At 69.0% G+C, this 24,858-nt stretch carries 27 protein-coding genes; 12 read left to right on the top strand and 15 right to left on the bottom strand.

Annotated elements, in window-relative coordinates:
• Nucleotides 1-6 precede the first annotated feature (6 nt).
• Complete coding sequence (locus AC1DU4_RS19130) at nucleotides 7-402, bottom strand: globin (protein WP_477842430.1); 396 nt, start codon at nucleotides 400-402, stop codon at nucleotides 7-9.
• A 232-nt stretch (nucleotides 403-634) separates the two neighbouring features.
• Between AC1DU4_RS19130 and AC1DU4_RS19125 the strand changes: the two genes are divergently transcribed.
• The 3 genes from AC1DU4_RS19125 (at nucleotide 635) to AC1DU4_RS19115 (ending at nucleotide 2,075) form a co-directional block, all read left to right on the top strand.
• Nucleotides 635-1,294 (top strand): HNH endonuclease, encoded by a 660-nt coding sequence (locus tag AC1DU4_RS19125; protein ID WP_477842428.1) that lies wholly within the window; start codon nucleotides 635-637, stop codon nucleotides 1,292-1,294.
• Nucleotides 1,295-1,357: 63 nt separating this feature from the next.
• A complete protein-coding gene (gene ctaJ / locus AC1DU4_RS19120) occupies nucleotides 1,358-1,618 on the top strand; it encodes an aa3-type cytochrome oxidase subunit CtaJ (RefSeq protein WP_072844918.1) in 261 nt (86 codons plus the stop codon).
• A complete protein-coding gene (locus AC1DU4_RS19115; protein WP_072844919.1) occupies nucleotides 1,605-2,075 on the top strand; it encodes a DUF5130 domain-containing protein in 471 nt (156 codons plus the stop codon). Before ctaJ ends, AC1DU4_RS19115 begins: the two co-directional genes overlap by 14 nt.
• A gap of 108 nt (nucleotides 2,076-2,183) precedes the next feature.
• Here AC1DU4_RS19115 and pepN read toward each other — a convergent pair whose 3' ends face one another.
• The gene (gene pepN / locus AC1DU4_RS19110; protein WP_477842425.1) at nucleotides 2,184-4,763 is read right to left on the bottom strand and encodes an aminopeptidase N; all 2,580 of its coding nucleotides are present in this window, start codon (nucleotides 4,761-4,763) and stop codon (nucleotides 2,184-2,186) included.
• A gap of 84 nt (nucleotides 4,764-4,847) precedes the next feature.
• Nucleotides 4,848-6,077, bottom strand: a complete 1,230-nt coding sequence (locus AC1DU4_RS19105; RefSeq protein ID WP_477842423.1) for an NAD(P)/FAD-dependent oxidoreductase — start codon at nucleotides 6,075-6,077, stop codon at nucleotides 4,848-4,850.
• A gap of 231 nt (nucleotides 6,078-6,308) precedes the next feature.
• Here AC1DU4_RS19105 and AC1DU4_RS19100 point away from each other — a divergent pair, with 231 nt between their 5' ends.
• Nucleotides 6,309-6,917 (top strand): mycothiol-dependent nitroreductase Rv2466c family protein, encoded by a 609-nt coding sequence (locus AC1DU4_RS19100; protein WP_477842421.1) that lies wholly within the window; start codon nucleotides 6,309-6,311, stop codon nucleotides 6,915-6,917.
• A gap of 69 nt (nucleotides 6,918-6,986) precedes the next feature.
• Here AC1DU4_RS19100 and AC1DU4_RS19095 read toward each other — a convergent pair whose 3' ends face one another.
• The 3 genes from AC1DU4_RS19095 to AC1DU4_RS19085 all read right to left on the bottom strand — a co-directional run bounded on the left by AC1DU4_RS19095 (nucleotide 6,987) and on the right by AC1DU4_RS19085 (nucleotide 10,065).
• Nucleotides 6,987-8,048, bottom strand: coding sequence for an alcohol dehydrogenase catalytic domain-containing protein (locus AC1DU4_RS19095; protein ID WP_477842419.1), 1,062 nt, complete (start codon nucleotides 8,046-8,048; stop codon nucleotides 6,987-6,989).
• Nucleotides 8,045-9,238 carry an LLM class flavin-dependent oxidoreductase gene (locus tag AC1DU4_RS19090; protein ID WP_477842417.1) on the bottom strand — a complete coding sequence of 398 codons (1,194 nt, stop codon included), beginning with the start codon at nucleotides 9,236-9,238 and terminating at the stop codon, nucleotides 8,045-8,047. The genes AC1DU4_RS19095 and AC1DU4_RS19090 overlap by 4 nt, the downstream gene beginning before the upstream one ends.
• Nucleotides 9,239-9,426: 188 nt before the next feature.
• The gene (locus tag AC1DU4_RS19085) at nucleotides 9,427-10,065 is read right to left on the bottom strand and encodes a TetR/AcrR family transcriptional regulator (RefSeq protein WP_477842415.1); all 639 of its coding nucleotides are present in this window, start codon (nucleotides 10,063-10,065) and stop codon (nucleotides 9,427-9,429) included.
• 106 nt (nucleotides 10,066-10,171) lie between these two features.
• Between AC1DU4_RS19085 and AC1DU4_RS19080 the strand changes: the two genes are divergently transcribed.
• A complete protein-coding gene (locus AC1DU4_RS19080; RefSeq protein ID WP_477842413.1) occupies nucleotides 10,172-10,498 on the top strand; it encodes a hypothetical protein in 327 nt (108 codons plus the stop codon).
• A gap of 77 nt (nucleotides 10,499-10,575) precedes the next feature.
• Here AC1DU4_RS19080 and AC1DU4_RS19075 read toward each other — a convergent pair whose 3' ends face one another.
• Nucleotides 10,576-11,460 (bottom strand): M48 family metallopeptidase, encoded by an 885-nt coding sequence (locus tag AC1DU4_RS19075; RefSeq protein WP_477842411.1) that lies wholly within the window; start codon nucleotides 11,458-11,460, stop codon nucleotides 10,576-10,578.
• Between the two features lie 61 nt (nucleotides 11,461-11,521).
• On the opposite strand from AC1DU4_RS19075, the gene AC1DU4_RS19070 reads away from it, so the two are divergent.
• Entirely contained in the window at nucleotides 11,522-11,995 is a 474-nt protein-coding gene (locus AC1DU4_RS19070) for a ribose-5-phosphate isomerase (RefSeq protein WP_477842409.1), read from the top strand.
• Nucleotides 11,996-12,004: 9 nt separating this feature from the next.
• Complete coding sequence (locus tag AC1DU4_RS19065; RefSeq protein WP_477842407.1) at nucleotides 12,005-12,802, top strand: Fpg/Nei family DNA glycosylase; 798 nt, start codon at nucleotides 12,005-12,007, stop codon at nucleotides 12,800-12,802.
• 64 nt (nucleotides 12,803-12,866) lie between these two features.
• Here the strand turns inward: AC1DU4_RS19065 and AC1DU4_RS19060 are convergent, their stop codons facing one another.
• The 4 genes from AC1DU4_RS19060 to AC1DU4_RS19045 all read right to left on the bottom strand — a co-directional run bounded on the left by AC1DU4_RS19060 (nucleotide 12,867) and on the right by AC1DU4_RS19045 (nucleotide 16,795).
• Nucleotides 12,867-13,667: a DUF1542 domain-containing protein gene (locus AC1DU4_RS19060; RefSeq protein WP_477842405.1), complete on the bottom strand. Its 801-nt coding sequence runs from the start codon at nucleotides 13,665-13,667 to the stop codon at nucleotides 12,867-12,869.
• Nucleotides 13,668-13,765: 98 nt separating this feature from the next.
• Nucleotides 13,766-14,164, bottom strand: a complete 399-nt coding sequence (locus AC1DU4_RS19055; protein ID WP_477842403.1) for a hypothetical protein — start codon at nucleotides 14,162-14,164, stop codon at nucleotides 13,766-13,768.
• A gap of 119 nt (nucleotides 14,165-14,283) precedes the next feature.
• Nucleotides 14,284-15,222 (bottom strand): SMP-30/gluconolactonase/LRE family protein, encoded by a 939-nt coding sequence (locus tag AC1DU4_RS19050; RefSeq protein WP_477842401.1) that lies wholly within the window; start codon nucleotides 15,220-15,222, stop codon nucleotides 14,284-14,286.
• A 37-nt stretch (nucleotides 15,223-15,259) separates the two neighbouring features.
• Nucleotides 15,260-16,795, bottom strand: a complete 1,536-nt coding sequence (locus AC1DU4_RS19045) for a class I adenylate-forming enzyme family protein (protein ID WP_477842399.1) — start codon at nucleotides 16,793-16,795, stop codon at nucleotides 15,260-15,262.
• Between the two features lie 573 nt (nucleotides 16,796-17,368).
• On the opposite strand from AC1DU4_RS19045, the gene AC1DU4_RS19040 reads away from it, so the two are divergent.
• The gene (locus AC1DU4_RS19040) at nucleotides 17,369-18,253 is read left to right on the top strand and encodes a hydroxymethylglutaryl-CoA lyase (RefSeq protein ID WP_477842397.1); all 885 of its coding nucleotides are present in this window, start codon (nucleotides 17,369-17,371) and stop codon (nucleotides 18,251-18,253) included.
• Here AC1DU4_RS19040 and AC1DU4_RS19035 read toward each other — a convergent pair.
• Nucleotides 18,179-18,952, bottom strand: coding sequence for a GntR family transcriptional regulator (locus AC1DU4_RS19035; RefSeq protein ID WP_477842395.1), 774 nt, complete (start codon nucleotides 18,950-18,952; stop codon nucleotides 18,179-18,181). The genes AC1DU4_RS19040 and AC1DU4_RS19035 overlap by 75 nt on opposite strands.
• Before the next feature lie 14 nt (nucleotides 18,953-18,966).
• Between AC1DU4_RS19035 and AC1DU4_RS19030 the strand changes: the two genes are divergently transcribed.
• Nucleotides 18,967-20,298 (top strand): CaiB/BaiF CoA transferase family protein, encoded by a 1,332-nt coding sequence (locus tag AC1DU4_RS19030; RefSeq protein ID WP_477842394.1) that lies wholly within the window; start codon nucleotides 18,967-18,969, stop codon nucleotides 20,296-20,298.
• Nucleotides 20,299-20,763: 465 nt separating this feature from the next.
• On the opposite strand, the gene AC1DU4_RS19025 is transcribed toward AC1DU4_RS19030, so the two are convergent.
• Genes AC1DU4_RS19025 through AC1DU4_RS19015 form a run of 3 tightly spaced genes read right to left on the bottom strand, consistent with a single transcriptional unit; the run spans nucleotide 20,764 to nucleotide 22,341 of the window.
• Complete coding sequence (locus AC1DU4_RS19025; protein WP_477842392.1) at nucleotides 20,764-21,060, bottom strand: putative quinol monooxygenase; 297 nt, start codon at nucleotides 21,058-21,060, stop codon at nucleotides 20,764-20,766.
• A gap of 55 nt (nucleotides 21,061-21,115) precedes the next feature.
• Nucleotides 21,116-21,754, bottom strand: a complete 639-nt coding sequence (locus tag AC1DU4_RS19020; protein ID WP_477842390.1) for a carboxymuconolactone decarboxylase family protein — start codon at nucleotides 21,752-21,754, stop codon at nucleotides 21,116-21,118.
• Between the two features lie 20 nt (nucleotides 21,755-21,774).
• Nucleotides 21,775-22,341 carry a VOC family protein gene (locus tag AC1DU4_RS19015; protein ID WP_477842388.1) on the bottom strand — a complete coding sequence of 189 codons (567 nt, stop codon included), beginning with the start codon at nucleotides 22,339-22,341 and terminating at the stop codon, nucleotides 21,775-21,777.
• Between the two features lie 271 nt (nucleotides 22,342-22,612).
• Here AC1DU4_RS19015 and AC1DU4_RS19010 point away from each other — a divergent pair, with 271 nt between their 5' ends.
• From AC1DU4_RS19010 to AC1DU4_RS19000, 3 genes are read left to right on the top strand one after another with little or no spacing between them, the layout of a single operon-like run.
• Nucleotides 22,613-22,999, top strand: a complete 387-nt coding sequence (locus tag AC1DU4_RS19010; RefSeq protein ID WP_477842386.1) for a nuclear transport factor 2 family protein — start codon at nucleotides 22,613-22,615, stop codon at nucleotides 22,997-22,999.
• Nucleotides 22,996-24,180 carry an acyl-CoA dehydrogenase family protein gene (locus AC1DU4_RS19005; RefSeq protein ID WP_477842384.1) on the top strand — a complete coding sequence of 395 codons (1,185 nt, stop codon included), beginning with the start codon at nucleotides 22,996-22,998 and terminating at the stop codon, nucleotides 24,178-24,180. Before AC1DU4_RS19010 ends, AC1DU4_RS19005 begins: the two co-directional genes overlap by 4 nt.
• On the top strand, nucleotides 24,171-24,698 hold the full coding sequence (locus AC1DU4_RS19000) for a phosphotransferase (protein ID WP_477842382.1): 528 nt from the start codon (nucleotides 24,171-24,173) through the stop codon (nucleotides 24,696-24,698). The genes AC1DU4_RS19005 and AC1DU4_RS19000 overlap by 10 nt, the downstream gene beginning before the upstream one ends.
• Nucleotides 24,699-24,858 lie beyond the last annotated feature (160 nt).

Here is a 24,858-nt window from a genome sequence, read left to right as displayed (position 1 = left end):
AGTCGGTCAGATCGGCGCGTTCACCATCGACGCAGCCGCCATGTCCATGTAGTCGGTGAGGGCGCGGCGGTGCGCGTCGTCGAGGATCTCCGGCTCGATCGACGCGATCGCGACGTGCATGCACCGCAGCCAGGCGTCCCGCTCGATCGGGCCGATCCGGAACGGCTGGTGGCGCAGCCGCAGCCGCGGGTGGCCACGCTCGTCGGAGTAGGTGCGCGGGCCGCCCCAGTACTGCTCGAGGAACAACCGCATGCGGCGCTCGGCGGGGCCGAGGTCCTCTTCCGGGTACAGCGGCCGGACGATCTCGTCCTTGGCCACCTCCTCGTAGAACCGGGCGGTGAGCCGGCGGAACGTCTCGGCACCGCCGACTGCGTCGTAGAAGCTCATCTCGGGTTCAGTCATGGCGTCACCATTGTGCCTGCCACCGGGTGCGGTGTCGAAGCCAGTGCCCATGGGTCGTAGCGCTGGCCCGTGGGGTGTGGTGGTGACGTGTGGATTGTGGTGGTGACGTGCCGCGCCGGTGACACGGTCGTTGCCCAGTGTTCACCCGATGTCCGGTGTCCGATGTCAAAAATGGGCGTGCGCACGGCCGCCATCCGTGGTCAACTTGGAGGCACTTGTTTCCGGAGGTCGCATGAAGCACCGACAGGGCGCACGCGCGCATCGACAACTCGAGCCCACCGCTTCCCGCATGTCACGGGGACCGGGGGCTTCTCCGCTGCAATTGATCAACGAGGGCGCCAGACCCTCGGACCTGGGCGAGGACGCGGTACCCACCTGGGTGAAACGCCGGGTGCTGCTGCTCAACGCCACCTACGAACCGCTCACCGCACTGCCCGTCCGTCGGGCCGTCGTCCTGCTGGTCTGCGCCAAGGCCGACGCCGTCCACGAGGACCCGCTGGGCCAGGTCATCCACTCCGCCGCATACTCGCTGCAGGTGCCGTCCGTGATCCGGCTGCGCACCTACGTGCGCGTCCCGTACCGGGCCCGGATCCCCCTGACCCGCGCCGCGCTGATGCACCGGGACCGCTTCCGCTGCGCCTACTGCGGCGACAAGGCCGAGACCATCGACCACGTGGTCCCGCGCAGCCGAGGCGGCGGCCATTCCTGGGAGAACTGCGTCGCGTGCTGCGCGCCGTGCAACCACCGCAAGGCCGACAAGCTGCTCAGCGAGCTCGGCTGGACGCTGCGAGCCACATTGGTGCCGCCGAAGGGGCAGCACTGGCGGTTGCTCGCGGACAACAAGGAGCTCGACCCGGTGTGGTTGCGCTACCTGGGTGAGGGCGCGGCGTAGGCGGCTCGCGCGGAGTTGGCCCCGACGGTACGAATTGCCGCCGACTGGGCTACCGTTTGCCTCGTGAGCATTCTTGAGACAGTGCTGATCTTCGTAGCGATCCCCGTGGTCATCACGGCGATCATCGCGGGACTGTCCTACCTTGCCAAGCCGGTGGCGGGCACGACGCCCGAGCACTACTCGCTGGACAAGGAATGGACGCACAAGCCGGTGTTGTGGTCCGCAGTCGACGAGGTGACCGTTGCCGGTCACCACGGTGGACATGCGGCCATCGAGGCCGGTTCCGCAGATCTGATCGGAGGTACGGCAAGTGGCAGGTGGTAACCGTTTCCCGGCAGTGATCGAGGCCGACCTCCCGGTGGGGTCCGTGTTGACCGCCAGTGGTCGCGTCTCGTCGGTGCACCGCATCGGCGAGCCGTACGACGACCTGCCGTTCACCGTGGACGAGCTGGTGGCGCTCGACGACGCCATGACCGACGCGACCCGCGCGACCAAGGTGCGTTTCAACGCGTACATCGGCCCGCTCGGCGACGACCCGGCGGCCGGCGCGGAGGAGCTGTTCCCGACGACGCCCGAGGCCGAGCGTTCGGTGCTCATCGCGGTGTCGCCGAACCAGCGCGCCGTGGAGATCCGTTCGGGCAAGGCCGTGGCAGACCGGGTCACCGACCGGGTCGCGCAGCTCGGCGTGACCGCGGCGGTCTCCTCGTTCGGCGAGGCCGACCTGATCGACGGCCTGATCAGCGCGATCCGCGTGATGAGCGCGGCCATCGCCCGCCCGTAGTTCTTTGAGCTGGCGGGGACGTTCAGTCCCCACCCCCATGTGACCGAATGTCGCATTCATTCAGCTGAGCTGAACGAATGCGACATTCGGTCACTGGCGTCTGTGGGGTCAGCCGGCGTCGAACGCCCGCGCCGCGAGCGACCGCACGATCCCGGCCCGGCCCTCGACCACCAGCCGCCGCAGCGCCGGCGGGTGCTCACCGGCGAGGAACTCGTCCGCCGCGGCGACCGCCGCCTCGCTGATCGCCCACGCCGGGTACAGACCGATCACCACCGTCTGCGCGACCTCACTCGAGCGTCGTTCCCACACGCCGGGGATGTCCGCGAAGTAGCGGGTCAGGTACGGCTCGAGCACCGCGTCCTGCCCCGGTCCGGCGAACCCGCCGATGATGGCGCGGGCGGTGATGTTCGGGACCGAGTCGTCGTCGACGACCGTCGCCCATGCCAGCGCCTTGGCCTCCGCCTGCGGCCGCAACGCCCGCGCGGCGGCCGCATGACGTGACCCGGCCGCGGTCGGGTCACGCTGCGCCTCGGCGTCGATGAAAGGCGACGCCACCGACTCCGCGTCCACCTCGCCGGCCGCGGCCAGCGCGTGCACCAGCCGCCAGCGCAGGTCGGTGTCCACCGTCAGGCCCGGCAGGCCGAGGCTGGCCGGGTCCGCGTCGAGCAGTTCCGTCAGCACCTCGGTGTGCCAGGCGGACAGCTGCGCGCCGGTCAGCGCGTTGACGAACGCGAGCTGGTGGTCGGAGCCCGCCTCGGCCTCGCGGGCCAGTTCCAGCAGCCGGTTCGCGAAGCCGGGCCAGCCGGTCTCGGCGGCCCAGTCCGGCTCGGCGTAGCTGCTCAGCGCGGTGTGCGCCTGCATCAGCAGCCGCTGCACGACGCCGACCTCGGTCTCGGCGGCGATGCCGCGCTGTACCAGCGCCACGAAGTCCCGGGCCTTGAGCTCGGCCTGCCGGGTCATCTCCCAGGCCGCGGACCAGGCGAGGGTGCGGGGCAGGGGGTCGGCGATGTCGCCGATCCGCTCGATCAGGGTGGACAGCGACTCGGCGTCGAGGCGCACCGAGCAGTAGGTGAGGTCGTCGTCGTTGACCAGGATCAGCTTGCCGCGGGCGACGCCGACCAGCTCCGGCACCTCGGTGCGCGGGCCCTCGACGTCCAGCTCGATGCGTTCGGTCCGGACCAGCTTCCCGGTGTCCGAGTCGTCGTAGATGCCGACGGCCAGCCGGTGCACCCGGGTCTCGCCCGCACCCGGCGCGGCGCCGTCCTGCAGCACCGCGAACGAGGTGAACCGGCCCTGCTCGTCGACGGTGAACTCCGGCCGCAGGATGTTCAGGCCGGTGGTCTTGAGCCACTGCGCGCCCCACTCGGACAGGTCGCGGCCCGAGGACTTCTCGAGCGCCGCGAGCAGGTCGTCGAAGGTGGCGTTGCCGAAGGCGTGCTCGGCGAAGTAGGCGCGCAGGCCGGCCAGGAACGGCTCCAGGCCGACGTACGCGACCAGCTGCTTGAGCACGCTGGCGCCCTTGGCGTAGGTGATGCCGTCGAAGTTCACCTCCACGGCGGCCAGGTCCGGGATGTCGGCGGCGATCGGGTGCGTCGAGGGCAGCTGGTCCTGCCGGTACGCCCAGGACTTCTCCACGTTCGCGAAGGTCGTCCAGGCGTTGGTGTACTCGGTGGCCTCGCTCTGGCACAGCACCGAGGCGAAGGTCGCGAACGACTCGTTGAGCCACAGGTCGTCCCACCAGGTCATGGTCACCAGGTCGCCGAACCACATGTGCGCCATCTCGTGCAGCACCGTCTCCGCGCGCCGTTCGTACGACGCCCGGGTGACCTTGGACCGGAAGACGTAGTCCTCCAGGAAGGTCACGGCGCCGGCGTTCTCCATTGCGCCCGCGTTGAACTCGGGCACGAACAACTGGTCGTACTTGCCGAACGCGTACGGCACCCCGAAGTTGCGGTGGTAGAACTCGAAACCCTGCTTGGTCTCGGTGAACAACCGCTCGGCGTCCATGTGCTCGGCGAGCGAGGCGCGGCAGAAGATGCCCAGCGGGACGTGGCCGTGCTCGTCGGAGTAGCTGTCGCTCCACTGCGCGTACGGGCCGGCGATCAGGGCGACCAGGTAGGTGCTCATCCTCGGCGTGGTGCGGAAGTGGTGCTCGCCGGGTGCCGCGGCCAGGGTCTCGACCACGGCGGAGTTGGAGATCACCTGCCACTCGGTGGGCGCGGTGACCCGAACGTCGAAGGTGGCCTTGAGGTCCGGCTGGTCGAAGCAGGCGAACATCCGCTTGGCGTCGGCCGTCTCGAACTGCGAGTACAGGTAGACGGACTGGTCGGTGGGGTCGACGAAGCGGTGCAGGCCCTCACCGGTGTGCGAGTAGACGCAGTCGGCCTCCACGGTCAGCTCGTTGCGCTCGGCCAGGTCCGTCAGCGTGATGCCGGTGGACTCGTCGTACCCGCTCACGTCCACCGCGCGCCCGTTGAGGGTGGCGCCGTGCACGGTCTGGGCGATGAGGTCCACGAACGTCGAGCCGCCGGCCTTCGCGTCGAAGGTGACAGTGGTGCGGGAGCGGAAGGTGTGCTCGCCCGGGGCCCCGTTGCCGTCGGTCAGGTCCAGTTCGATGCGGTAGTTGTCGACCGTCAACAGCTCCGCGCGCTGCGCTGCCTGGTCGCGGGTCAGGTTCGGTGGGGCCACGTCGGACGCTCCTCGGGGTCGGGAAAGGTGTACGCCTCCATCCCATCACGACGTGCCCGACCCCACGACCGCTCGCACCGACTCTCAGGCGGCGACCTCGGTGAGCGGCACGTTCGGATCGGACAGCGCCACCGGGTCGACCGGCATCCGGCCGAGGATCAGGGCCCGCACCACGTCGCCGACATCCCAGACGTTGACGTTCATCGCGGCCAGGACCCGATGGTCGCCGTCGAGCCAGAACGCGACGAACTCGCGTCGGGCGACGTCGCCGCGCACCACGATCCGGGCGTAGTGGGGTGCGTAGCCGACGTACTCCATGCCGAGGTCGTACTGGTCGGTGAAGAAATACGGCAGGTTCGTGTAGTCGGTGGGGTGACCGAGCATGGTCGCTGCGGCCGCCGCCGGCTGGTTGAGCGCATTGGCCCAGTGCTCCACGCGGATTCGGGTGTCGAGCACCGGGTGGAATTGCGCGGCGATGTCGCCGACCGCGACGATGTCCGGGTCGCTGGTCCGCAGCGCGGAGTCGACGACCACGCCGCCGTCCATCGTCAGTCCGGCCGACTCGGCCAGTTCGATGTTCGGTTGCGCGCCCACGGCGACGAGGACCGCGTCGGCGGCCAGCACGTCACCGGAGGCCAGCCGTACGCCCGTGGCCCGGCCGTCGGCGGTGGTGATCTCCTCGACCCGGGCCTGGAACCGGAGGTCGACGCCGTGCTCGCGGTGCATTTCGGCGAACACGGTGCCCATCTCGGCGCCCAGGGCGGCGAGCAACGGCAGTTCGGCCGCCTCGAGGACGGTGACGATCACGCCACGGTCGCGGGCGACGGCGGTGACCTCGAGCCCGATCCAGCCCGCGCCGATCACCACCAGCCGTGCGCCGGGGGACAGGGCGTCGAGCAGGGCGTCGGACTCCTCGACGGTGCGCAGGAAGTGGACTCCGTCGGCGTCGGCGCCCGGGATCGGGGGGCGCCGGGAGCGGGACCCGGTGGCCAGCGCGAGCTTGTCGTAGCCCAGCGTCGAGCCGTCGGGGAGGGTGACCAGGTGGGCGTCGCGGTCCAGGGCGGTGGCCGTGGTGCCGAGCCGCAGGTCGACGTGGTGGTCGCGGTACCAGTCGCCGTGGTGGACGGTGAACTCCGCGAGGGACTTCTTGCCCGCCATGTGTTCCTTGGACAGCGGCGGACGTTCGTAGGGGAGGTGGTCCTCCTCGCTCAGCAGCACGATCGACCCGTCGAAGTCCTTCTCACGGAGGGCTTCCGCCGTCTTCGCGCCGGCCAGGCCGCCGCCGACGATGACAAATGTGCGGTTCGACGACATCGCGTCACGCTCCGTTTCCCCAGGTGCTGGCGAACGATCGGATCCGAACGGGTCTTCGTCCCGACCCTACTGCCCGTGGGCGGTCCGCGGACCGAGAGCGGCGCACCCGGTGGCGCGGGAAGGAATCGGGGCCGTGGCAGGTTGGCATGGCAGGAGACCCGTGTCTCGAGTTCGTACCGATCCGCGTCGGGGTGGTTCGCCCCGACGATGCAGCTGACAGGAGACCAGCCCGTGACCGCCAAGGACACCGCCGACTTTTGGTTCGACCCGCTCTGCCCGTGGTGCTGGATCACCTCGCGTTGGATCCTCGAGGTCGAGAAGGTCCGCGACATCGACGCCAACTTCCACGTGATGAGCCTGGCCGTGCTCAACGAGGGCCGCGACCTGCCCGAGGAGTACCAGGAACTGATGGCGCGCGCGTGGGGGCCGGTCCGGGTGGCGATCGCCGCGGCCCGCGACCACGGCGACAAGGTGCTGCTGCCGCTCTACACGGCGATGGGCACGCGCATCCACGACCAGGGCAACAAGGATCTGCCCGTCGTCATCGCGGAGGCGCTCGAGGAGGTCGGCCTGCCCGCGGAACTGGCCGCGGCGGCCGAGTCGGGCGACTACGACGAGGAACTGCGCGCCAGCCACAAGGCGGGCATGGACGCCGTCGGCCCCGACGTCGGCACCCCGACCATCCACGTCAACGGCGTCGCGTTCTTCGGGCCCGTGCTCTCGCGCATCCCGCGCGGCGAGGACGCGGGCAAGGTCTGGGACGGCACCGTCGCGCTGGCGTCGTACCCGCACTTCTTCGAGCTCAAGCGCACCCGGACCGAGGACCCCTCCTTCGACTAGGCGCTGCGCACTCGTGCGCGGTTGACGGGTCCTTCGGAGCCGTCAACCGCGCACGAGCGGCGGAGCCGCCTAGGGCAGGACCAGGATCTTGACGTGCTCGTCGGGGCTGCGCAGCGCGGTGAACGCGTCCGCGACCCCGTCCAGCCCCACCCGCCCCGTGATGATCGCGTCCGCGTCGATCTCGCCGTCGGCCAGGCGCCGCAGCGTGATGTCGTAGGCGTCCTCGTACGGGCCGTGCCCGAAGTTGATCGCGATCCGGCGGAACTGCCCGACCACGGGGATGATCGTCTCGTCCCCGAACGGCGCCGCCAGCACCTGGATCCGCGAGTTGAACGGCAGCGTGTGCATCAGGGTGCCCAGGACCCCGGCGCGGCCGCTGCACTCGTAGGCGATCAGGATGCCCGCGCCCGCCTGCCCGACGAGGGTGTTGCCCTCGGCGACCATCCGGTTCCACAGCTCGATCGGGTCCTGCTCGTTCGGGTCGACGACGATGTCGGCGCCCATCTTCGCGGCCAGTTCGCGACGTTTCGGTGACGGCTCGGACGCGATCACCAGCCGAGCCCCGCGGGCCTTGGCGGCCACGACGGCGCCGAGCCCGATGGTGCCGCAGCCGATCACCAGCGCCGAGTCCGCGGCGGTGAGACCGGACTGCTGCATGTGCATCTCGCCGACGTGCAGCGGCTCGGCGAGGGTGGCGTGCTCGAGCGAGAGTCCCTCGGGGACCCGGCGGACCCAGAAGGCGTCGACGACGATGTGCTCGCCGAAGGCGCCGTGGTACTCGTTGGAGTAGCCGATGATCTTCGGGATGCCGGTGGCGGTGTCGGTCGCGAGCCCGATGCCGGCGACCCGGTCACCGACGGCGAACTCGGTGACGGCCGACCCGATCTCGGCGACGGTGCCCGCGTACTCGTGACCGAGCACGACGGGGCGGTCGGTGTCGAACGTGGCCAGCGGGTAGCCCGCGCTCTCCGCGACGTGGACGAACCGGCAGGGGTCCTTGGACATGCTCAGGTCGCTGCCGCAGATGCCGCAGGCGACGACGTCGATCCGGACCTGACCGGGGCCGACGGCAGGCGGGCCCGGGACCTCGGTGACCGTGAACGCGCCGTCGGCGAACTGCGCCGCCCTCATGCCTGTGCTCCCGCGGGCTGGCCGTAGTAGTCGGTGTGCGCCTTGGTGATTGCGCCGATCAGTCCGCCGATCAGGTAGTCGCGGTTGTCGGCCGCGTACTGCAGGCTGGCCTCGCGGCCGGCGTTGCGGTTCTTGAAGTGCGGGACCACCTCGGAGGCGAACAGCTCGTAGCTGCGCTTGGTGTCCTCCCAGCTCGCCATGTCCACGTGCAGGACGAGCAGGGTGCCGAACCCGCCGGTCTGCTCGATCAGCCGCTCGATCTGCGCGATGGCGTCGTCCGGGGTGCCGATGATCGCCTGCCCGAACTCGCCGAGGGTGTCGCCCCGCCACTGGTCGACGATCCCCTTGGGGGTCTGCGCCCACTCCGGGTTCTGCCCGGTCTGCCGGTTGACGTAGGCGGCCATCGAGCCGATCCGGCGGCCGACGGCGCGTTCGGCGTCCGCGCGGGTCTCGGCGAGGAACATCGGGTTGACCACGCGCCAGGTGGAGCGGTCCGCGACGTGGCCGTGTTCGGCCGAGACCTGCTCGTAGATCTCCCAGTTGCGGCCGAGCGCCTCGAAACCGGTCGGCGAGCTCGCCGCGAGCGAGAGCAGCGACAGGCCGTGGGTGCCCGCGAGCACCGAGCCGTTGGGGGAGATGGTCGAGGCGGTCGCGATCTCGATGCCGGCCGGGTCGTAGGTGGGCAGCTGGGCGCGCGCGTCGCGCAGCGTGAACCAGTCGGTCTCCATGTTCACCACCTCCCCCCGCAGCAGCGGCAGGATCGCCTCGAGCGCCTCGCCCTGCATGCGGCGCTGGTCGGACGGGTCGATGCCCATCATGTGCGCGTCGAGCGGGATCTTGCCCGGGCCGGTCCCGAAGATCAGGCGCCCGCGGGTCTGCAGGTCCAGCTGGGTGATGCGGTCCGCGGTGACGAGCGGATGGTGGTAGGGCAGCGAGGTGACGCCGGTGCCGAACCGGATCCGCTGGGTGCGTTCGGCCGCGGCGGCGATGAACATGTCGGGCGCCGGGACGATCTCGGCCCCGGTGGAGTGGTGCTCACCCATCCACGCCTCGGCGAAGCCGAGGTGGTCGAGGTGTTCCATGAGGTCGATGTCCCGGCGCAGTTGCAGCGCGGGGTCGGCGTTGAGCGGGTGGTAGGGCGCGAGGAACGCGCCGAATTCGAGGGAATCTCTGGTCCACACGAGCGTCATCTCCTGACGGGCGACTGGTGACACGGCGAGGGTCGTGGCGTGAGCGACATCACATGCGCTCGGTCGATTCCTATCACCTAACTGGATCAGATGATCCAAAAAAATCCCGCTCAGCGGTCACTCTAGTTTCTGGATCAGATGATCCGAATGTGCCGGCGGTCAGGGGCCGGGTGTGGGTGGGGTCGGGTTCAGCTGGCGAGCAGCCGTTCGAGTCCGCCGACCACGAAGACGACCAGGTCCTCGTGGAACGAGGCGAGCTCGTCGGGGGACAGGCGGCCGCCGTCCCGGCGCCACTCGTCGGCGCGGCTCAGGGATTGCAGGAAGCTCGTCACCGAGATCGCCCAGCGCCGTTCCAGTCGGGCCGGGTCGGCCTCCGGATAGGTCCGGCGGACCTCGCCGAGCAGTGCGACCTGCAGCTCCCGTCCGGCCGCCTCCAGTGTCGGGTGACCTTCCGGCGAGATCTGCGCGATGATCTTGACCCAGCGCATGCCCCGGGTGCGTTGGCGCAGAAGGAGTTCCAGGTACGGCCCGGTGACCGCGCGCACCAGCGCATCGGCGTCGGCCGGCCGAGGCCCCGCCGCCAGTTCCGCGACGTTCGCCGTGATCTGGTCGTGCACCGCGCCGCCGAGATCGACGAGCACCGCCGCGAGCAGGTCCTCCTTGGTGCCGAAGTGGTAGTGCACCGACGCGGGGCCCAGTCCGGCGGCGGCGTTGACCGCGCGCACCGACACGGCGTCGAAGCCCTGGGTGGCGAAGAGTCGTTCGGCCGTCTTGATCAGGCGCAGGCGGGTGGCGGTGCCCTGTCGGTTCCCGGAGGCGGTGGACATGCGCCGAGCATTCCACATCTTGACTGCGGCCCGGCGATGGCTTCCAATGGCACTGATTGGATCGGCTGATCCAATTGGTGACATCGATGTCGGAGGAGTGCGTGCCATGCAGCTCGAAGTGGACCTGGATTCGGACGTCGCGCCGGTGACACTGACCGGTGTCGACGAGTTCACGCGGCTCGCGGTGACGGTGTCCGGGGACCCCGACGCCGATCGGATGGCCTCGGTGCTCGGTGGGTGGGGCATCATCGCCGGCGGTCACGTCTGGCTCGAGATCGCTGAGCTGGAACGCGCGGTGCGGGCGCACCCCGACCGGGTGACCGACTGGCTGCCGCGGTTCGTCTCGATGATCGACTACGCCGAGTCCAAGGGCTGGGTGGACGGAGAGAACCGGCGGGTGCGCGCCCACTGCGAGCGTGTTGTCCGGTCCTAGCGACTGGTGGCCGGGTCCGGCTCGTGCGCGTTCGACGGGTCCCGGGACCCGTCGAACGCCACGAGCAGCGGAGCTGCCTATGGGCGGAAGAAGATCCGGCCGTGCCGGGACCGGTCCCGCAGGGCGGCCGCCCGCCAGGTCAGCACCGGGTGGCTGGCCAGGACGTTGACCAGCCACGGGAAGAACCCGCGTTCGGTGCTGGCCCGGTCGGCCATCTCCTGGAAGCTCACCAGCCCCATCAGGTACTTGCCCGCGCCCAGCACCCCGATGGCCCCGACCGCCCCGGTGGGCCGGTTGCAGAGCCCGTGGTTGTCGGCGGTGTACTCCTGTGCCCGCGAGAGCGACGAGCCGATCACCGGGACGTAGTTGGCGCCGAACATGCCGAGCTGACGCCAGTACGACGTGTGCCCGGCCGCGATGTGCCCCACCTCGTGGCCGACGATGAACGCGAGGGCGTCGGGATCGCGGGCCTGGCCGCCGACCTCGAACAGGTCGCTGTAGACCACCACGTACCGCCGGAACCCGTGTCCGGACGCGAACGCGTTGATCTGCCCGTTGCCGAGGACCACGTAGCCGTCCGGCACCCGCGACATGCCGAACCGGGCCGCCGCCTCGGCGACCATCCGGTACCCGTCGGGGAACTGGGTGGGGCTCATCTTCACGCCGTTCACCCGCTGCGCGGCGTACATCCGTCCGCGGGCCAGGTAGACCAGAAGCGGTGCCAGCAGCAGGATTCCGATCCAGGTGTCCAGCCGCCCGCTGACCAGCAGCGCGATCGAGACCAGGTAGGCGAGCGCGGTGACGGTGATCGCGAGGACCAGCAGCGCGTTCTCGAACCGGTGCCGCGCGGGCATGCCCCAGGGCGAGAGTCCGCGCGGCGGCGGCATCGGCGGCGGGCCGTAGGCCGGTTGGGGGTGTGCAGGCTGGACGGGATGAGGGGCCAGGGGCGGGATCTGCTCCATGACGGTGACCCTATGTGTGGTCGGTTCCGGTGACGCCGCCGCGACCTGTCAGAATTGGGTCATGCGCGTATACCTGGGTGCCGACCATGCTGGCTTCGAGCTCAAGAACCAGATCATCGACCATCTCACCGCCAACGGACACGAGGCAGTCGACTGCGGCGCCCACGAGTACGACGCGGTCGACGACTACCCCGCCTTCTGCGTCGAGGCCGCCCGCCGGGTGGTCGAGGACGAGGGCAGCCTGGGCATCGTCCTCGGCGGCAGCGGCAACGGCGAGCAGATCGCCGCGAACAAGGTGCCCGGCGCCCGTTGCGCCCTGGCCTGGAGCGTGGAGACGGCGCAGCTGGCCCGCCAGCACAACAAGGCGCAGCTGATCGGCATCGGCGGCCGCATGCACTCCCTGGAGGAGGCGCTGGCCATCGTCGACGCCTTCCTCGCGACCCCGTGGTCGGGGGAGGAGCGGCACCAGCGTCGCATCGACATCCTGTCCGAGTACGAGCGCACCGGCGTGCCGCCGGCGCTGCCGGAGGCGTGAGCTCGCAGCATGCCTGAGGGACACACCCTCCACCGCCTGGCACGGGAGCACCAGCGAGACTTCGCGGGTGCTCCCGTCCGCGTCTCCAGCCCGCAGGGCCGGTTCGAGGCGGGGGCCGCGCTCGTCGACCGCCGGGTGCTGGTCCGCGCGGAGGCGTGGGGGAAACACCTGCTGCACCACTACGAGGGCGGCCGCATCGTGCACGTGCACCTGGGGCTGTACGGCAAGTTCACCGACCTGCCGCTGCCGATGGGCGCGCCGGTGGGGCAGGTGCGGATGCGGATGGTCGGCGCCGCGATCGGCACCGACCTGCGCGGGCCCACCGCGTGCGAGATCTACGACGAGGAACAGTTGCACGCGCTCGAGCGCCGGCTGGGACCCGACCCGCTGCGCGTCGACGCCGACCCGGACCGCGCCTGGCGCCGAATCTCCAAGTCGCGGACCGCGATCGGCGCACTGCTGATGGACCAGGCGGTGCTCGCAGGGGTGGGGAACGTCTACCGGGCCGAGGTCCTGTTCCGCCACGAGATCAACCCGAACCGGCCCGGCGTCGAGGTGTCCGAGCAGCAGTGGACCGCGCTGTGGGCCGACCTGGTCACCCTGATGAACGTCGGTGTGCGGGAGGGCGTCATGCACGTGGTGCGGCCCGAGCACGACAACGGCGACCCGGCCTACGCCAAGAACCGTCCCCGCACGTACGTCTACCGCCGGACGGGGTCGCCGTGCCGGGTCTGCGGGACGCCGGTCACCGGCTCGGTCATGAAGGCGCGCAACCTGTTCTGGTGCCCCACCTGTCAGCCGGCCTGAACGAACTTCGGCAGGATTCCACCCGGAATCCGGGCGAAATCCTGCCGAAGATGTGTGGGCGGAACTAGAAGTCGAACCCGCCGCCGCCGAAGTCGCCCCCGCCGTCGAAACCGCCGCCGCCGAAGTCCTCGCCGCCGGCGTAGTTGTCACCGCCGCCGAAGTCGTCGCCGCCCCCGTCAGCACCGCCGTCCGCGCCCGCGTCGGCACCGGCGTCACCCTCGGCGCCCGCACCGTCCTCGAAATGCTGGGCGTCGTAGGGCACGCCCGCCATGCCGCTGAACATGGTCGAGAACAGGAGCATCGAGCCGACGCCCCATGCTCCCGCCACCAGTGCCGGCTTCCACCACGGCTCGGAGTACCAGCCGGCGGGCACCGGCCGGCCCGCGACCCGGCCGCCGGGGTAGTAGTTCGGGGTGCGCTGCGACGGGTTCGGTGACGCGGCAACCTGTCGCCCCTCGAAGTCGACCTCGCGGTCCTCGGTGACCTGGCCGGCGGCGCGCTGGCCGTCGATGCTGGGCACCTCGGGGCCGGGGTCCATGCCCATGGCCGTGCGGGCGGCGCGAATGTAGTAGAGCCCCTCGAGTGCGGTCTGCTTGGCGAGTCGGGCCTGTGCCGGGGTGGTGGCCTGGTCGATCTGCGAGCCCGCGGCGATGTTCCGCTCGGAGGCGTCCGCCAGGGCCTGCTTGGAGGCCGTGTCGGTGCCGGTCAGGATGTACACCTGGCCGGCGAGCCGCTCGATGGCCTGGCGTGCGTCGGCCTTCGCATCCTCGAGCTGGTTGGCGGCATGGCCGGCCGAGCGCTTCTGGCTCCGCATGACCAGGAAGACGACGACGGCGATGATGGCGACGATCAGAAGGAGTTCCACTGGAGCCTTCCCGAAGGAGAAATCCGGACAGCGCCCAGCCTACCGGCGAATCGGAGGTACCCGCCGTACCAGGAACGTCCGCCGTCCCGGCAGCTGTTTCACGATCCAGATGTCGGGTGGGGCGGTCGGTGCCGTTGAGCGGGGACGCGGCGAGGAAGAACTCGTACCGGTTCTCCTGCGCACATCGCGGCGTGGTCCACCAACCACCACACCTCGCCGAGGGTGAGCCCGAGATCTCGGATCACCCGGACATGTAATGGGTAGACCGGTGAATCGGGATCCTGCTCCACCTCGACCGCCACGTTGTCGACGGCCGGCGCGGCGGTCTCCTTCTCGTGGATCCAGGACGCCGCTTCCATGCCCAGTCCGGGCGCACCCGCAGACCAGAACTCGCTCACGGCGCAGGCGTCCAACTGCTCGTGGGTGATCGCGACGCCGGGGGTGCAGCACTCGACACCGAGGTGGTGTGTGACCCGGTAGCGGCGGCAGCTGGGCATACTCGGCAGGCCTGTCACAGCAGGACAGGCGCCAGATACAGCGCTGGGCGTTGCACATGACTTGTCGCCGTGTGCAACGCCCAGTCGAACCGATCGATGGTCTCCCGACGATGCGGTCGTCAGACCAGAGCTGCCTGGTTGTTGAGAACCAGACCGGCTCGGGGCCAGTCGAATCGGAGCACCTTGCCGGTGCTCGACGCGGTGACGTGCGCCGTTCGCATGTCCGGTCCGCCCCAGCAGATGTTCGTGATGCCGGGGTCTCCGTCGGTGTCGATGCCGACGAACTCGACCAGTTGGCCCTCCGGGCTGATCACGCTGATGCCGGGCGTGGCCAGCGATGCGACGCAGATGTTGCCGTTGGCCTCGACGCCGAGCGAGTCGAAGTAGCGGAAGTCGGACGATGCGTAGAGAAAGTTGCCACCGCCGGAGCCGGCGAGAGTGAGGCCACCGGCGATCTCGCCCGGTCCGGTGACCTCCCACCACCAGACGCGTGCGGTGTAGGTCTCGCTGACGTAGAGGCGGGTGCCGTCGGGGGAGAGGCCGATTCCGTTGGGTCCGTTCATTTCCGAGGTGATGCGGCGGATGGATGAGCCGTCGCTGGTGCCGTAGTAGACGTGGCCGTGATCGCTACCCCGGTCGTTGCTCTTGCCGTGGTCCGTGAAGTAGAAGCCGCCGTGCGCGTCGAAGACGATGTCGTTGGGTCCGCGGAGCGGGGTGCCGTCGCACTCGGTGTAGAGCGTCTCGACCTCGCCGGTCTCCAGGTCGACGGCCTGGATGCTGCCTCCGGTGTAGTCCTCCGGGGTGCCGCCGGCGAAGACGTAGCCGTAGGCCTCGGTGGCGTTCATTCCGCCGCAGTTGGCGATGTACGCGCGACCGTCGGGGCCGATCGCGGTGCCGTTGGGTCCGCCGCCGACTTCTGCGACCACGGTGGTGGCGCCCTCGGGGGTCACTCGGGTGAGCGTGCCCCGGTGGATCTCGACGACCAACACGTCGCCGTTGGGCAGTGCTACGGGTCCTTCAGGGAACTTCAGTCCGGTGGTTACTACGGTGAAAGCCATCGGGTTCTCCTCGGTTCGTGTGTTGCGGGAGGTGGCGTCAGTTGGTGGTGAACTGATCGCGCAGGACGTTCTTGCGGATCTTGCCGCTGACGGTTTGGGGCATCTCGTCGATGAAGATGACCTTGCGGGGCTGTTTGAAGGCGGCGAGTTGCGACTTGCAGCTGCTGACAACCTCGTCGGCGGTCAGCTCGGTGCCGGGTTTGCGGACGACGACGGCGGTGACGAGCTCACCCCACTTTTCGTCGGGCGTTCCGATGACGGCTGCCCCGAGAACGTCGGGGTTGGTGTAGATCGCGTTCTCGACCTCGCTGGAGTACACGTTCTCGCCGCCGGTGATGATCATGTCCTTCGCGCGATCGACGATGTAGAGGTAGCCCTCCTCGTCCTGGCGCGCCAGGTCGCCGGTGTGGAACCAGCCGCCCTCGAATGCCTCGTCGTTCGCCGCGGGGTTGCCGAGGTATCCCTTGGTCACCTGGTCGCCCCGGACGACGATCTCGCCTACCTCGCCGCGGGCACAGTCGTCGCCGAGCGGATCGACGACGCGGACATCGACCAGGGACATCGGCTTGCCGACGGCGTCGAGCAGGTGTTCCTCGCCCTGAGCCGCCCGGACGTGCGCCGCCTTGTCGAGCGTGAGCATGTTGCCGCCGAGCTCTGTCATGCCCATGCCCGCGTAGACGACCGGACCGAACCGATCGAGAGTCTGGCGCAGAACATCGGCGGGGATCTTCGACGCCCCGTAGCCCATCCACTCCAGGCTGCTGAGGTCGTAGTCGTTGATCTTGGGGTGCGCGAGCAGCATCTGCATCATGGTCGGGGCGAAGCCGCCGCTGGTCACGCGGTTGTCCTGCACCAACTGCATCCACCGCTCGGGGTCCCAGCCCGACATCATCAGCACCGAGCCGCCATGGAACTGGTGCAGCGGGGTCAGGTATCCGGCGATGTGGCAGAGGGGCATGGCGTTGAGGAAGCAGGTGTCCGGCTTCGGGTCGTACTCGATCGCGGACTGGATCAGCGCGGTGTTGAGGTTGCGATGGCTCAGCCGGGCGCCCTTGGGCTTGCCCGTCGTTCCGCTGGTGTAGAGGAGCCAGGCGTCGTCGTCGTCGCTGATCGCCAGCCGTGGGGCAACCGTCGACGCGGACTGCAGGACGTTCTCGTAAGCAGTGAAGCCCGCGGCCCCCTCTCCGATCACGATGATGTGCTCGACGCTCGTGAGCTCGGATCGACAGTCGGCGATCATCTCGAGGTACTTCGACTCCACCATCAGCACGCGGGCCCCCGAGTCGTTGAGGATCCAGACCCACTCCTTGGGGTGCAGCCGGTAGTTGAGCAGCGTCAGAACCATCCCGGCGGTCGGAACCCCGTAGTAGGCCTCGACGTACTGGAGGTTGTTCTCGGACAGCAGTGCCACGCGGTCACCGGGGGCCGCGAGGCCACTCAAGCCGTTGGCCAGGCGCAGGGCGCGCTGGTAGAGCTCGGCGTAGGTCCGAGCGTCGGATCCGTCGTCCATTGCGAGCGCGGTCCGACGGGGGTAGCGAGCGGCGTTCCGCCGCAGAAGGTCGCTGTAAAGCATGTGGGCTCCAGTCAGAACGAGGCCGTGTGGCTTGGATTGCACACAATCTAGCGTGAAAGTGCGACAGGTCACAAGTACTTTCTTCGAAACAGGCGAATCGCCCGGGTCGATGGGGAAAGCGTGTATGGATCTCGGATGGCTGGCCGGCCGTCGGGGCAGTCGGCGTTGCGCGGTGTGCGGCGATTCCGCCGGGTGGGGATGGGCGCTGGTCGAACCGCGGCCGGGGCCGCGCGGCATGCGCTGGTGCCGGCCGCCGATACGCTCGTCGCGTGAAACGCAATAGTGTTGCGTCACTAGGGATATTGACTACCTGGCCGGAGTCTGCACGGGCTCTCGTCGGCAGTCGGGTTGCCCATCCGCGGCGCGGAGTCGGCGGCGGCGCAAGGCGTCGCGCCACGCGGCCGACGCGCAAGCATGTCTGCCTTGTCGCGGACCGCGATGGTCTCGCGCCGGGCGGCGTTCCCGCCGGACCGCGGTACTTCACCCCTCGGCCGGGCGGCATCTTTTGTATACAATAGTGGCGTAGGTCGGCGTGTAGTTGCCGAGCGGAGTTGCAACGGAAGGGGATACGCCGTGGAGATCGTCGAGGTGAGCCCCCGCGACGGGCTGCAGAACGAGGCAGTGCACGTTTCGACTGCTGACAAGATCGCGCTGATCGAGCACGCCATCGCGTCGGGTCTGCGTCGCATCGAGGCAACCAGCTTCGTGCACCCGGCGGCGGTGCCGCAGATGGCCGATGCGGAGGCAGTCATGGCCGGGGTGCCGCGGCGCGCCGACGTCTCCTACAGCGGCCTCGTGCTCAATCGGCGCGGCTTCGATCGCGCAGTGGCGGCGGGCGTGAACGAGGTGAACTTCGTTGTCGTGGCGTCCGAGACCTTCAGTCTGCGCAACCAGCGCATGTCGGTCGCGGACTCGGTGCAGACCGTGCGCGATCTCGTCGACGACGCCCGCGCTGCGGGCGTCGGGGTGTCCGTCACCATCGCCACCGCATTCGGTTGTCCGTTCGAGGGGGAGGTTGCCGAGTCCGGGGTCCTCGCCCTGGCTGGGCAGATGGCCGATCTCGGTGTGGACGAGATTTCACTGGCCGACACGATCGGGGTCGGGGTGCCCGCCCAGGTTGCCCGGTTGGTCGCGGGGACCGCCGCGGCCGCGCCCGGAATCCGGTTGCGCGCCCACTTCCACAACACGCGCAACACCGGCTATGCGAACGCGGTGGCGGCCATCGACGCGGGGGTGACGGTGCTGGACTCCTCGATCGGTGGGATCGGCGGATGCCCCTTCGCTCCGGACGCCACCGGGAACATCGCGACCGAGGACCTGGTCTATCTCCTCGACCGCAGTGGCATCGCCTCGGGCGCGCGGCTGCCCGAACTGATCGAAGCGTCAGACTGGCTCGGCGGGGTGCTCGGTGCGACGGTTCCCGGCCAGCTCGCTCGTGCCGGCGGCTTCCCGGGCTGACACGCCGAACAACTCGTCCACCTCGTCGCTGCTGGTTGCTGCGAGGTGGGCGAGAAGCACGTCGCGGCCCTGGAGGACGTGCTCGTGCATCAGGGCGGATGCCCGGCGTCCGTCGCCGGCGACGATCGCGTCGCGGATGAGCTGGTGGAACAGGTGTGACCGCTCGGTTTGGGCGCGGTCGTACTGGCGGAATGCCTGGAAGACCAGCGGGACGTCGGTGGTGCGTTCGAGCAGGCGGCTCAGGCGTTCGTGCTTGGCGCCGGCCGTGATCGCTCGGTGGATCTGGCTGTTCGCGGTGTCCACGGCCCGAACCCGGTCGACCGGGTCCACCTGCGGCGCGGCCAGGGCCAGCGCGAAAGCCCCGATCCCCGCGTCGAGCACCTCCCGTGTCGCGAGATCGATGCGCTCGGCCGCCAGCTCGGCGGCATAGGCCTCGAGTCGGGCGCGAAGCCCGTACAAGTCGGACACGTCTGCCATCGACAGGGTCCGGACGATGGCTCCCCGGTTGGGCTCGCTGAGCACGAGACCCTCCGCCTCGAGTCGGCGGAGCGCCTCACGCACGGGCGTGCGCGACAGTGAGAACTGCTCGGCAATCCGCTGTTCGATCAGGCGCTGACCGGGCCGGTAGCGACCTTCGACGATTGCCTGGCGGATCTGCGAGTAGGCGGCCTGACCCGGTGCCTGCGGTGTGGTTGCCACGGTGCCTCTTCGTTGTGTGGGAATCGATTCGCGGCAAGCCTATCCCGGCCAGCTGCCCGTCTTTGTATGCAGAATATGCCCATTTCCAGTTCATTCAGTCCGATTTAGGACTAATTGTGTACAATCGCATCATGACGACATCAACTGGTCCGCTGAGCGGTCTGCGCGTGCTCGAATTGGGAAGCTTCATCGCCGGCCCCTTTGCGGGGCAGCTGTTGGGTGACTACGGAGCCGAGGTGCTCAAGGTCGAGGCGCCGGGATCCGGTGACTCGATGCGGCGGTGGGGTGTCACGGTCGACGGCGAAAGCCTGTGGTGGCCCTCCATTGCGCGGAACAAGAAGTCCGTTGCAATCGACCTGCGGCAGCCCGACGGTCGGGAGTTGGTTCGCAAGCTGGTTGCCGAGGCCGACATCGTCCTCGAGAACTTCAGGCCCGGCACGCTTGCGAAGTGGGGACTGGACTATGCGTCCCTCTCGGCGATCAACCCCCGCATCATTCTCGTCCACGTCTCGGGGTTCGGTCAGAACGGGCCGCGCTCGACGGATGCCGGTTTCGGCAGCGTCGGCGAGGCGATGGGTGGCATCCGGCATACGACGGGCAATCCCGAACTGCCCCCCACCCGCGTCGGCATCAGCCTCGGGGACTCCCTGGCGGCACTGTTCGCCGTGATCGGGACCCTCGCGGCGGTCCACGAGCGGTCGGTCAGCAACCGGGGGCAGGAGGTGGACGTCGCGATCTACGAGGCGGTGGCCGCTTTGATGGAATCGACGATGGCCGACCATGAAATCGCCGGAGTCACTCGCGGGCGCACCGGATCCGTACTGCCCCGAGTTGCGCCGTCGAACGTGTATCCCACGTCCGACGGAGCCGAGGTGATCATCGCCGCCAACGCCGACACTGTCTTCCGCAGGCTCTGCGCCGCCATGGGCCGAGCCGAACTGGCCGATGACCCGAGGTTCGCCGAGCACGGGCCGCGAGGCGAGAACATGGCCGAGATCGACGCCATCATCGGCGCCTGGACATCGACGATGAGTGGCGATGTGCTGCTGAAGACCATGGAGGACGGCGGCGTTCCGGCCGGCCGGATCTACACCGCACCGGACATGCTCACCGACCCGCACTACGCCGCGCGGGACATGGTGGTGCGCCTCGTCAACCAGTTCGGTGTGGCAGTTCCCGCCGCCGGCGTCGTGCCCAAGTTCTCCCGATCTCAGCCGACGGAACCGGTTCCCGGGCCGGGTCTCGGTGAGCACACCCGCGAAGTTCTCGCCACGCTGGCGGGCATCGACGACGGCCGCTGGGCAGACCTGCAGGCGTCCGGTATCGCCATGCAGGAGAACGACTGACATCTGGTCCCGGCCGCTGTATTGCCGACGTCGTTGGCGGATCGACTGGGCCGCTCACGGGACGTCGACCGAAGTGGGCCCCACACCGATTGTGTGGGGCCCACTCCCATTTGCTCACCGCGAGGTCCGGTCCGTGTTCGGCAAGGTCCATGGTGTGGAGCCGTTGGTTGAATGCGACGACACGGCCGGTGAGTGCGTCGCGCCTTCGGTGTGGCGGAAACCCTGGCAGGCACGTACATCTCGTGGATCGGTCACGACTTCAAGCAGGCAGTGGCGCTGGTCCCGATCCTCGGCGTCCTGCTCCTCGAGCCCGAGGGCCTGTTCGGTGCACGAAAGGTTGGTGGACGACGAAGGTCTCCTGCCCGACGATGTCGGACAGGAGACCTTCGGTTGTTCGGCGACCGGCTCGGTGCGCGTCGGTGCTTTCGTGCAACCAGCCCTAGCCGTACAGCCAGGGCCGTTCAGTCACAGGTGCGGGTCGACGGTTCCCGTCGTGAGCGACGGTGCTCCGGCGAGGAGCGGACCGAGATCGGTGATGGCTCCCTCACCGGCTCGGAACTTGCGGTACTCGGCCTCGTGCTCGGCCGATTCCCAGGTCTCGACGAAACGCCAGGTGCTGGGGTTCTTGCTGTCGACGACCGAATTGACGCGCAGGCAGCCGGGGAATCCTCGAGTCTCCTCGAGCACCCGGGTCATCACCGTGCGTGCGGACTCCAGGGAATCCGGCTTGAACGTCAATTCCAGGACGGCAATCTGTTCCATGTTCACTCCTAGGTAGCGGGTCGAAAGGGTTGTCTGACTTCCGCAGGCGAGGAAGTTACTCCCCGGACAGGTCCGCGGACAGGTCGGCGACCACGACGCCTTCGGGGATGCGGACCTCCTCGATGGGCTCGGGGCGGTCGTCGAATTCGAGTCGCAGTGCTCGGCAGATCGTGGCGTGCATGTCGTACATGCAGGTGATGTACGTCAGTTCCATGATCTGCTTGTCCGACAGGCTCGCCTTGAGGACGGTGAACACCTCGTCGGGGACCCGGCCGCCGTCGTGGACGAGTCCGTCGGTGTATGCCAGGACGGCGCGTTCGAGTTCGGAGAACTGGTCGCTGATCTGCCAGTAGGGGAGGGCCGCGATCTTCTCCTCGGTCATGCCGAGGGAGCGCATCTGCTTGCAGTGCTGGGAGAAGACGAACTGGCTGCCGCGTGCGTAGCCGGCGCGGGCCTGGCCGAGTTCGCGCAGCAGGGGGTCGAGGTCGGCGTTGCGGTAGAGGGCGAATCCTCGTACGGCGTGGCGGAACACGTCGGGGGACTGAGCGAAGACCGTCCACCAGTCGCCGGGGGTGGCGTGGATGGTGCCGTGGTCGACGGCGGGGTCCTTGTCGGGGCCGAACAGACGGTCGTAGAAGAAGAGGATCTTCTCGTCGGTCACCTCGGCGCGGGGGACCTCGCGAAGTCGGGGCATGGTGGGTTCCTTTCGGGTTGTCAGGAGGCGCTGGGCACGCGCCGGTCGGCGGCCGTCTTCGGCTCGTGTGCGACGTCGGCCTCGGTGAACTCGCGGGTCCAGCAGGCGAACTCGAGAAGGACGCCGTCGGGGTCCTGGAAGTAGAACGACCGGACAAAGGTGCCGGCATGGATCTCCCGCGATGCGCCCTCCGGGCTGTCGTCGTGGTTGAGGACGATGCTCAGCGGCACGCCGTCGGCCTTGAGTCGCTTGMGGTACTCGTCGAACTTCTCCGGCGGGACGGCGAACGCGACGTGATTCATCGAGCCGACCGCGCTGACGAGCTCGTCCCGGTCGGGCAGTCCGGCTGGGGCGGAGACTCCGGGAACTGCGTCGGGGGCATCCGCCAGCCAGAAGAACGCCAGCGTGTCTCCGTTTCCACAATCGAAGAAGAAATGCTGTCCGAGGTTGCCGGGAAGATCGAGCGTCTTGACGAGCGGCATGCCCAGGGTTCCCGAGTAGAAGTCGACGGTGCGCTTCATGTCCGAGCACACGAGTGCGAGGTGATTGATCCCGCGGAACTCGAACTTCGGGTTGGTTGCGGTCATGGCGGTCCTTTCGTGGAACGTCGTGGCACGAATGGGGCGTAATCTGACTTGACAGTCATGTCATGTTCTTGGATAGTTTCTCCGTGGCCAAGTCATCTGTCAACACCGCGTTCCCCGTCGGTGGGGGCGAGGGCCCGTGTGGGTCATCTCCGTCCCGGTCGCGGCCTGCGCGCTGTCGCGCCGGTCGACCGCACCTGGTTGTGTCTCGGCACGTTTGTTGCCGGCCCGGACGTTGCACCCGTGTTACTGCCGTGAGGAGAAGCATTTTCGCATGAACGACCTCGCAGATCGCTTCTTCGCCGCCGTCTGCGGCGGCGACGAAGCGACACTCACCGACCTGTATTCGCCGGACGCGCGCATCTGGCACAACGACGACGGCCAGGAGCAGACGGTCGCGGACAACCTCCGCGTCCTGCGCTGGCTCTCCCGCACCCTCGAGAACTTCCGCTACGAGGACATCCGCCGCCACGTGCTGCCCGACGGATTCGTTCAACAGCACGTCGTGCGCGGCACCCTCCCCGGGCACGGCCCACTGGAGGTGCCGGCCAGCCTGTTCGTTCGCGTCGAGGACGGGCGGATCACCCGCATCGACGAGTACGTCGACTCGGCCGCCACTCGACCCCTGCAAACCGCCGCTGCCACAAGGAGGCACTCATGACTGCGAACCATCCCGAAGGCGCCATCGCCGACCTCTGCGCCCGGATGCGCGCGTTCGTCGACGACGAGGTGATCCCGGCGGAACCCGTCCTGGCGAAGGAGGACGAGGCCGCCCACGAGACTCTCGAGCAACTGCGCTCCCGGGCGAAGGAACTCGGCCTGTGGGCACTCGGGCACCCGGCTGACGTCGGTGGCGGTGGAGTGCCGTTCCTGGACTTCGTCTACCTCAACGAGGTCATCGGCCGGTCCGAATTCGGCCAGCTCGCAGTCGGTTCGGTGTCCATGCAGGACACCCTGATGCTCCACAAGCACGGCACCGAAGAGCAGAAGCAGCGGTGGATCCCGCCGATTCTCGCGGGGGAGTTCCTGCCGTCGGTGGGTTTGACCGAACCCGACACGGCGGGGTCCGATCCCACACTGATCGAGACCCGCGCGGAACTCGACGGCGACACCTGGGTGATCAACGGCCACAAGTGGTTCACCACAGGCGTGGCCGATGCCGGCTACTGCTCGGTCTTCGCTCGCACCGAGCCCGAGTCGACCCCCCGGCACTCCCGGATCAGCGCGATCATCGTGCCGACCGACACCCCCGGGTTCGAGATCGTCCGGTCGATCCCGACCATGGGGCACGACCCCAGCGACCACTACGAGGTCCGCCTGACCGACGTCCGAGTGCCGGCCGCCAACCTCCTCGGCGAGCGGGGCAAGGGCTTCGTCGTCGCCCAGGACCGGCTCGGGCCCGGTCGGATCTTCCACTGCATGCGCTGGCTCGGTCAGGCGCAGCGGGCGTACGAGCTGATGTGCGAGCGCGCGAACACCCGCTACGTGCACGGGTCGCTGCTCGCCGAGAAGGGCGAGGTCCACCGGTACATCGCGGAATCCGCGGCGCAGATCCACGCGGCCCGCCTGATGACCCTCGATGCGGCCCGCGCGATGGACGCCGGCGAGGACGCCCGGGTTCGGATTGGTCTGGTGAAGTTCTGGGGTGCCCGGATGCTGCACGATGTCGTCGATCGCGCCATCCAGGTGCACGGCGCGCTCGGTCTGACCGCTGACACCCCGCTCGAACGGATGTACCGGCAGGCCCGCTACGCGCGCATCTACGACGGGCCGGACGAGGTGCACCGCATGTCGACCGCACGCCGACTGCTGCGCGACCCCGGTGCCGCACCATGGCTGTGACTCACAGTGCCGGCAGCCTCGGTGACGGAATCCGCGTCGCGCTGAGCGACACCTTCGGCACCGAGGTGACAGTCGGGGAACCCCGGCAGCTGACCGGCGGGGCGAGCCGGCAGGTATGGGCGGTCGAGGTCCGCGGCGCGGACGGCCGATCGCAGGAGGTTGTGCTGCGCCGGGACCCGCCCGGGCACGGCGACGCCGACCGGATGCGGGCGGAGGTCGCATGCCTGCGGGCCGCCTCGGCAGTCGGGGTTCCGGTGCCCGCCGTCCTCGCATCGGGGGACACGGCACCGGGCATCGATGCTCCGTATCTCGTGATGGACATGGTTGTCGGTGAGTCGATCCCGCGTAAATTGCAGCGGGACCCCGAACTCGACGAGGTGCGCAAGCATCTCGCCGACGACATGGGCTACGCGCTGGGGCAGATTCACAGTGCCGACACCGGGACTCTCGCGATGCTCGACTCCGGCGACCCGTTGGACGCGATCGAGGCCGTGTACCGGGACCTGGACCCCGCGTAAATTGCAGCGGGACCCCGAACTCGACGAGGTGCGCAAGCATCTCGCCGACGACATGGGCTACGCGCTGGGGCAGATTCACAGTGCCGACACCGGGACTCTCGCGATGCTCGACTCCGGCGACCCGTTGGACGCGATCGAGGCCGTGTACCGGGACCTGGAC

This window comes from Rhodococcus sp. P4_F5 (genome assembly GCF_056401315.1).
Note: the sequence above shows the minus strand (reverse complement) of the source record. Positions and strands in the feature narration are given on the sequence as shown.

What these genes read in the sequence shown, in the direction of transcription:
- AC1DU4_RS19000 (WP_477842382.1), top strand. Translation starts at nt 24,171, where the DNA reads ATGGCTGTGACTCACAGTGCCGGCAGCCTCGGTGACGGAATCCGCGTC.
- AC1DU4_RS19080 (WP_477842413.1), top strand. Translation starts at nt 10,172, where the DNA reads ATGCAGCTCGAAGTGGACCTGGATTCGGACGTCGCGCCGGTGACACTG.
- AC1DU4_RS19005 (WP_477842384.1), top strand. Translation starts at nt 22,996, where the DNA reads ATGACTGCGAACCATCCCGAAGGCGCCATCGCCGACCTCTGCGCCCGG.
- AC1DU4_RS19020 (WP_477842390.1), bottom strand. Translation starts at nt 21,754, where the DNA reads ATGCCCCGACTTCGCGAGGTCCCCCGCGCCGAGGTGACCGACGAGAAG.
- AC1DU4_RS19095 (WP_477842419.1), bottom strand. Translation starts at nt 8,048, where the DNA reads ATGAGGGCGGCGCAGTTCGCCGACGGCGCGTTCACGGTCACCGAGGTC.
- AC1DU4_RS19050 (WP_477842401.1), bottom strand. Translation starts at nt 15,222, where the DNA reads ATGGCTTTCACCGTAGTAACCACCGGACTGAAGTTCCCTGAAGGACCC.
- AC1DU4_RS19085 (WP_477842415.1), bottom strand. Translation starts at nt 10,065, where the DNA reads ATGTCCACCGCCTCCGGGAACCGACAGGGCACCGCCACCCGCCTGCGC.
- AC1DU4_RS19045 (WP_477842399.1), bottom strand. Translation starts at nt 16,795, where the DNA reads ATGCTTTACAGCGACCTTCTGCGGCGGAACGCCGCTCGCTACCCCCGT.
- AC1DU4_RS19025 (WP_477842392.1), bottom strand. Translation starts at nt 21,060, where the DNA reads ATGGAACAGATTGCCGTCCTGGAATTGACGTTCAAGCCGGATTCCCTG.
- AC1DU4_RS19090 (WP_477842417.1), bottom strand. Translation starts at nt 9,238, where the DNA reads ATGACGCTCGTGTGGACCAGAGATTCCCTCGAATTCGGCGCGTTCCTC.
- AC1DU4_RS19125 (WP_477842428.1), top strand. Translation starts at nt 635, where the DNA reads ATGAAGCACCGACAGGGCGCACGCGCGCATCGACAACTCGAGCCCACC.
- AC1DU4_RS19010 (WP_477842386.1), top strand. Translation starts at nt 22,613, where the DNA reads ATGAACGACCTCGCAGATCGCTTCTTCGCCGCCGTCTGCGGCGGCGAC.
- AC1DU4_RS19075 (WP_477842411.1), bottom strand. Translation starts at nt 11,460, where the DNA reads ATGGAGCAGATCCCGCCCCTGGCCCCTCATCCCGTCCAGCCTGCACAC.
- AC1DU4_RS19130 (WP_477842430.1), bottom strand. Translation starts at nt 402, where the DNA reads ATGACTGAACCCGAGATGAGCTTCTACGACGCAGTCGGCGGTGCCGAG.
- AC1DU4_RS19105 (WP_477842423.1), bottom strand. Translation starts at nt 6,077, where the DNA reads ATGTCGTCGAACCGCACATTTGTCATCGTCGGCGGCGGCCTGGCCGGC.
- AC1DU4_RS19055 (WP_477842403.1), bottom strand. Translation starts at nt 14,164, where the DNA reads ATGCCCAGCTGCCGCCGCTACCGGGTCACACACCACCTCGGTGTCGAG.
- AC1DU4_RS19065 (WP_477842407.1), top strand. Translation starts at nt 12,005, where the DNA reads ATGCCTGAGGGACACACCCTCCACCGCCTGGCACGGGAGCACCAGCGA.
- AC1DU4_RS19070 (WP_477842409.1), top strand. Translation starts at nt 11,522, where the DNA reads ATGCGCGTATACCTGGGTGCCGACCATGCTGGCTTCGAGCTCAAGAAC.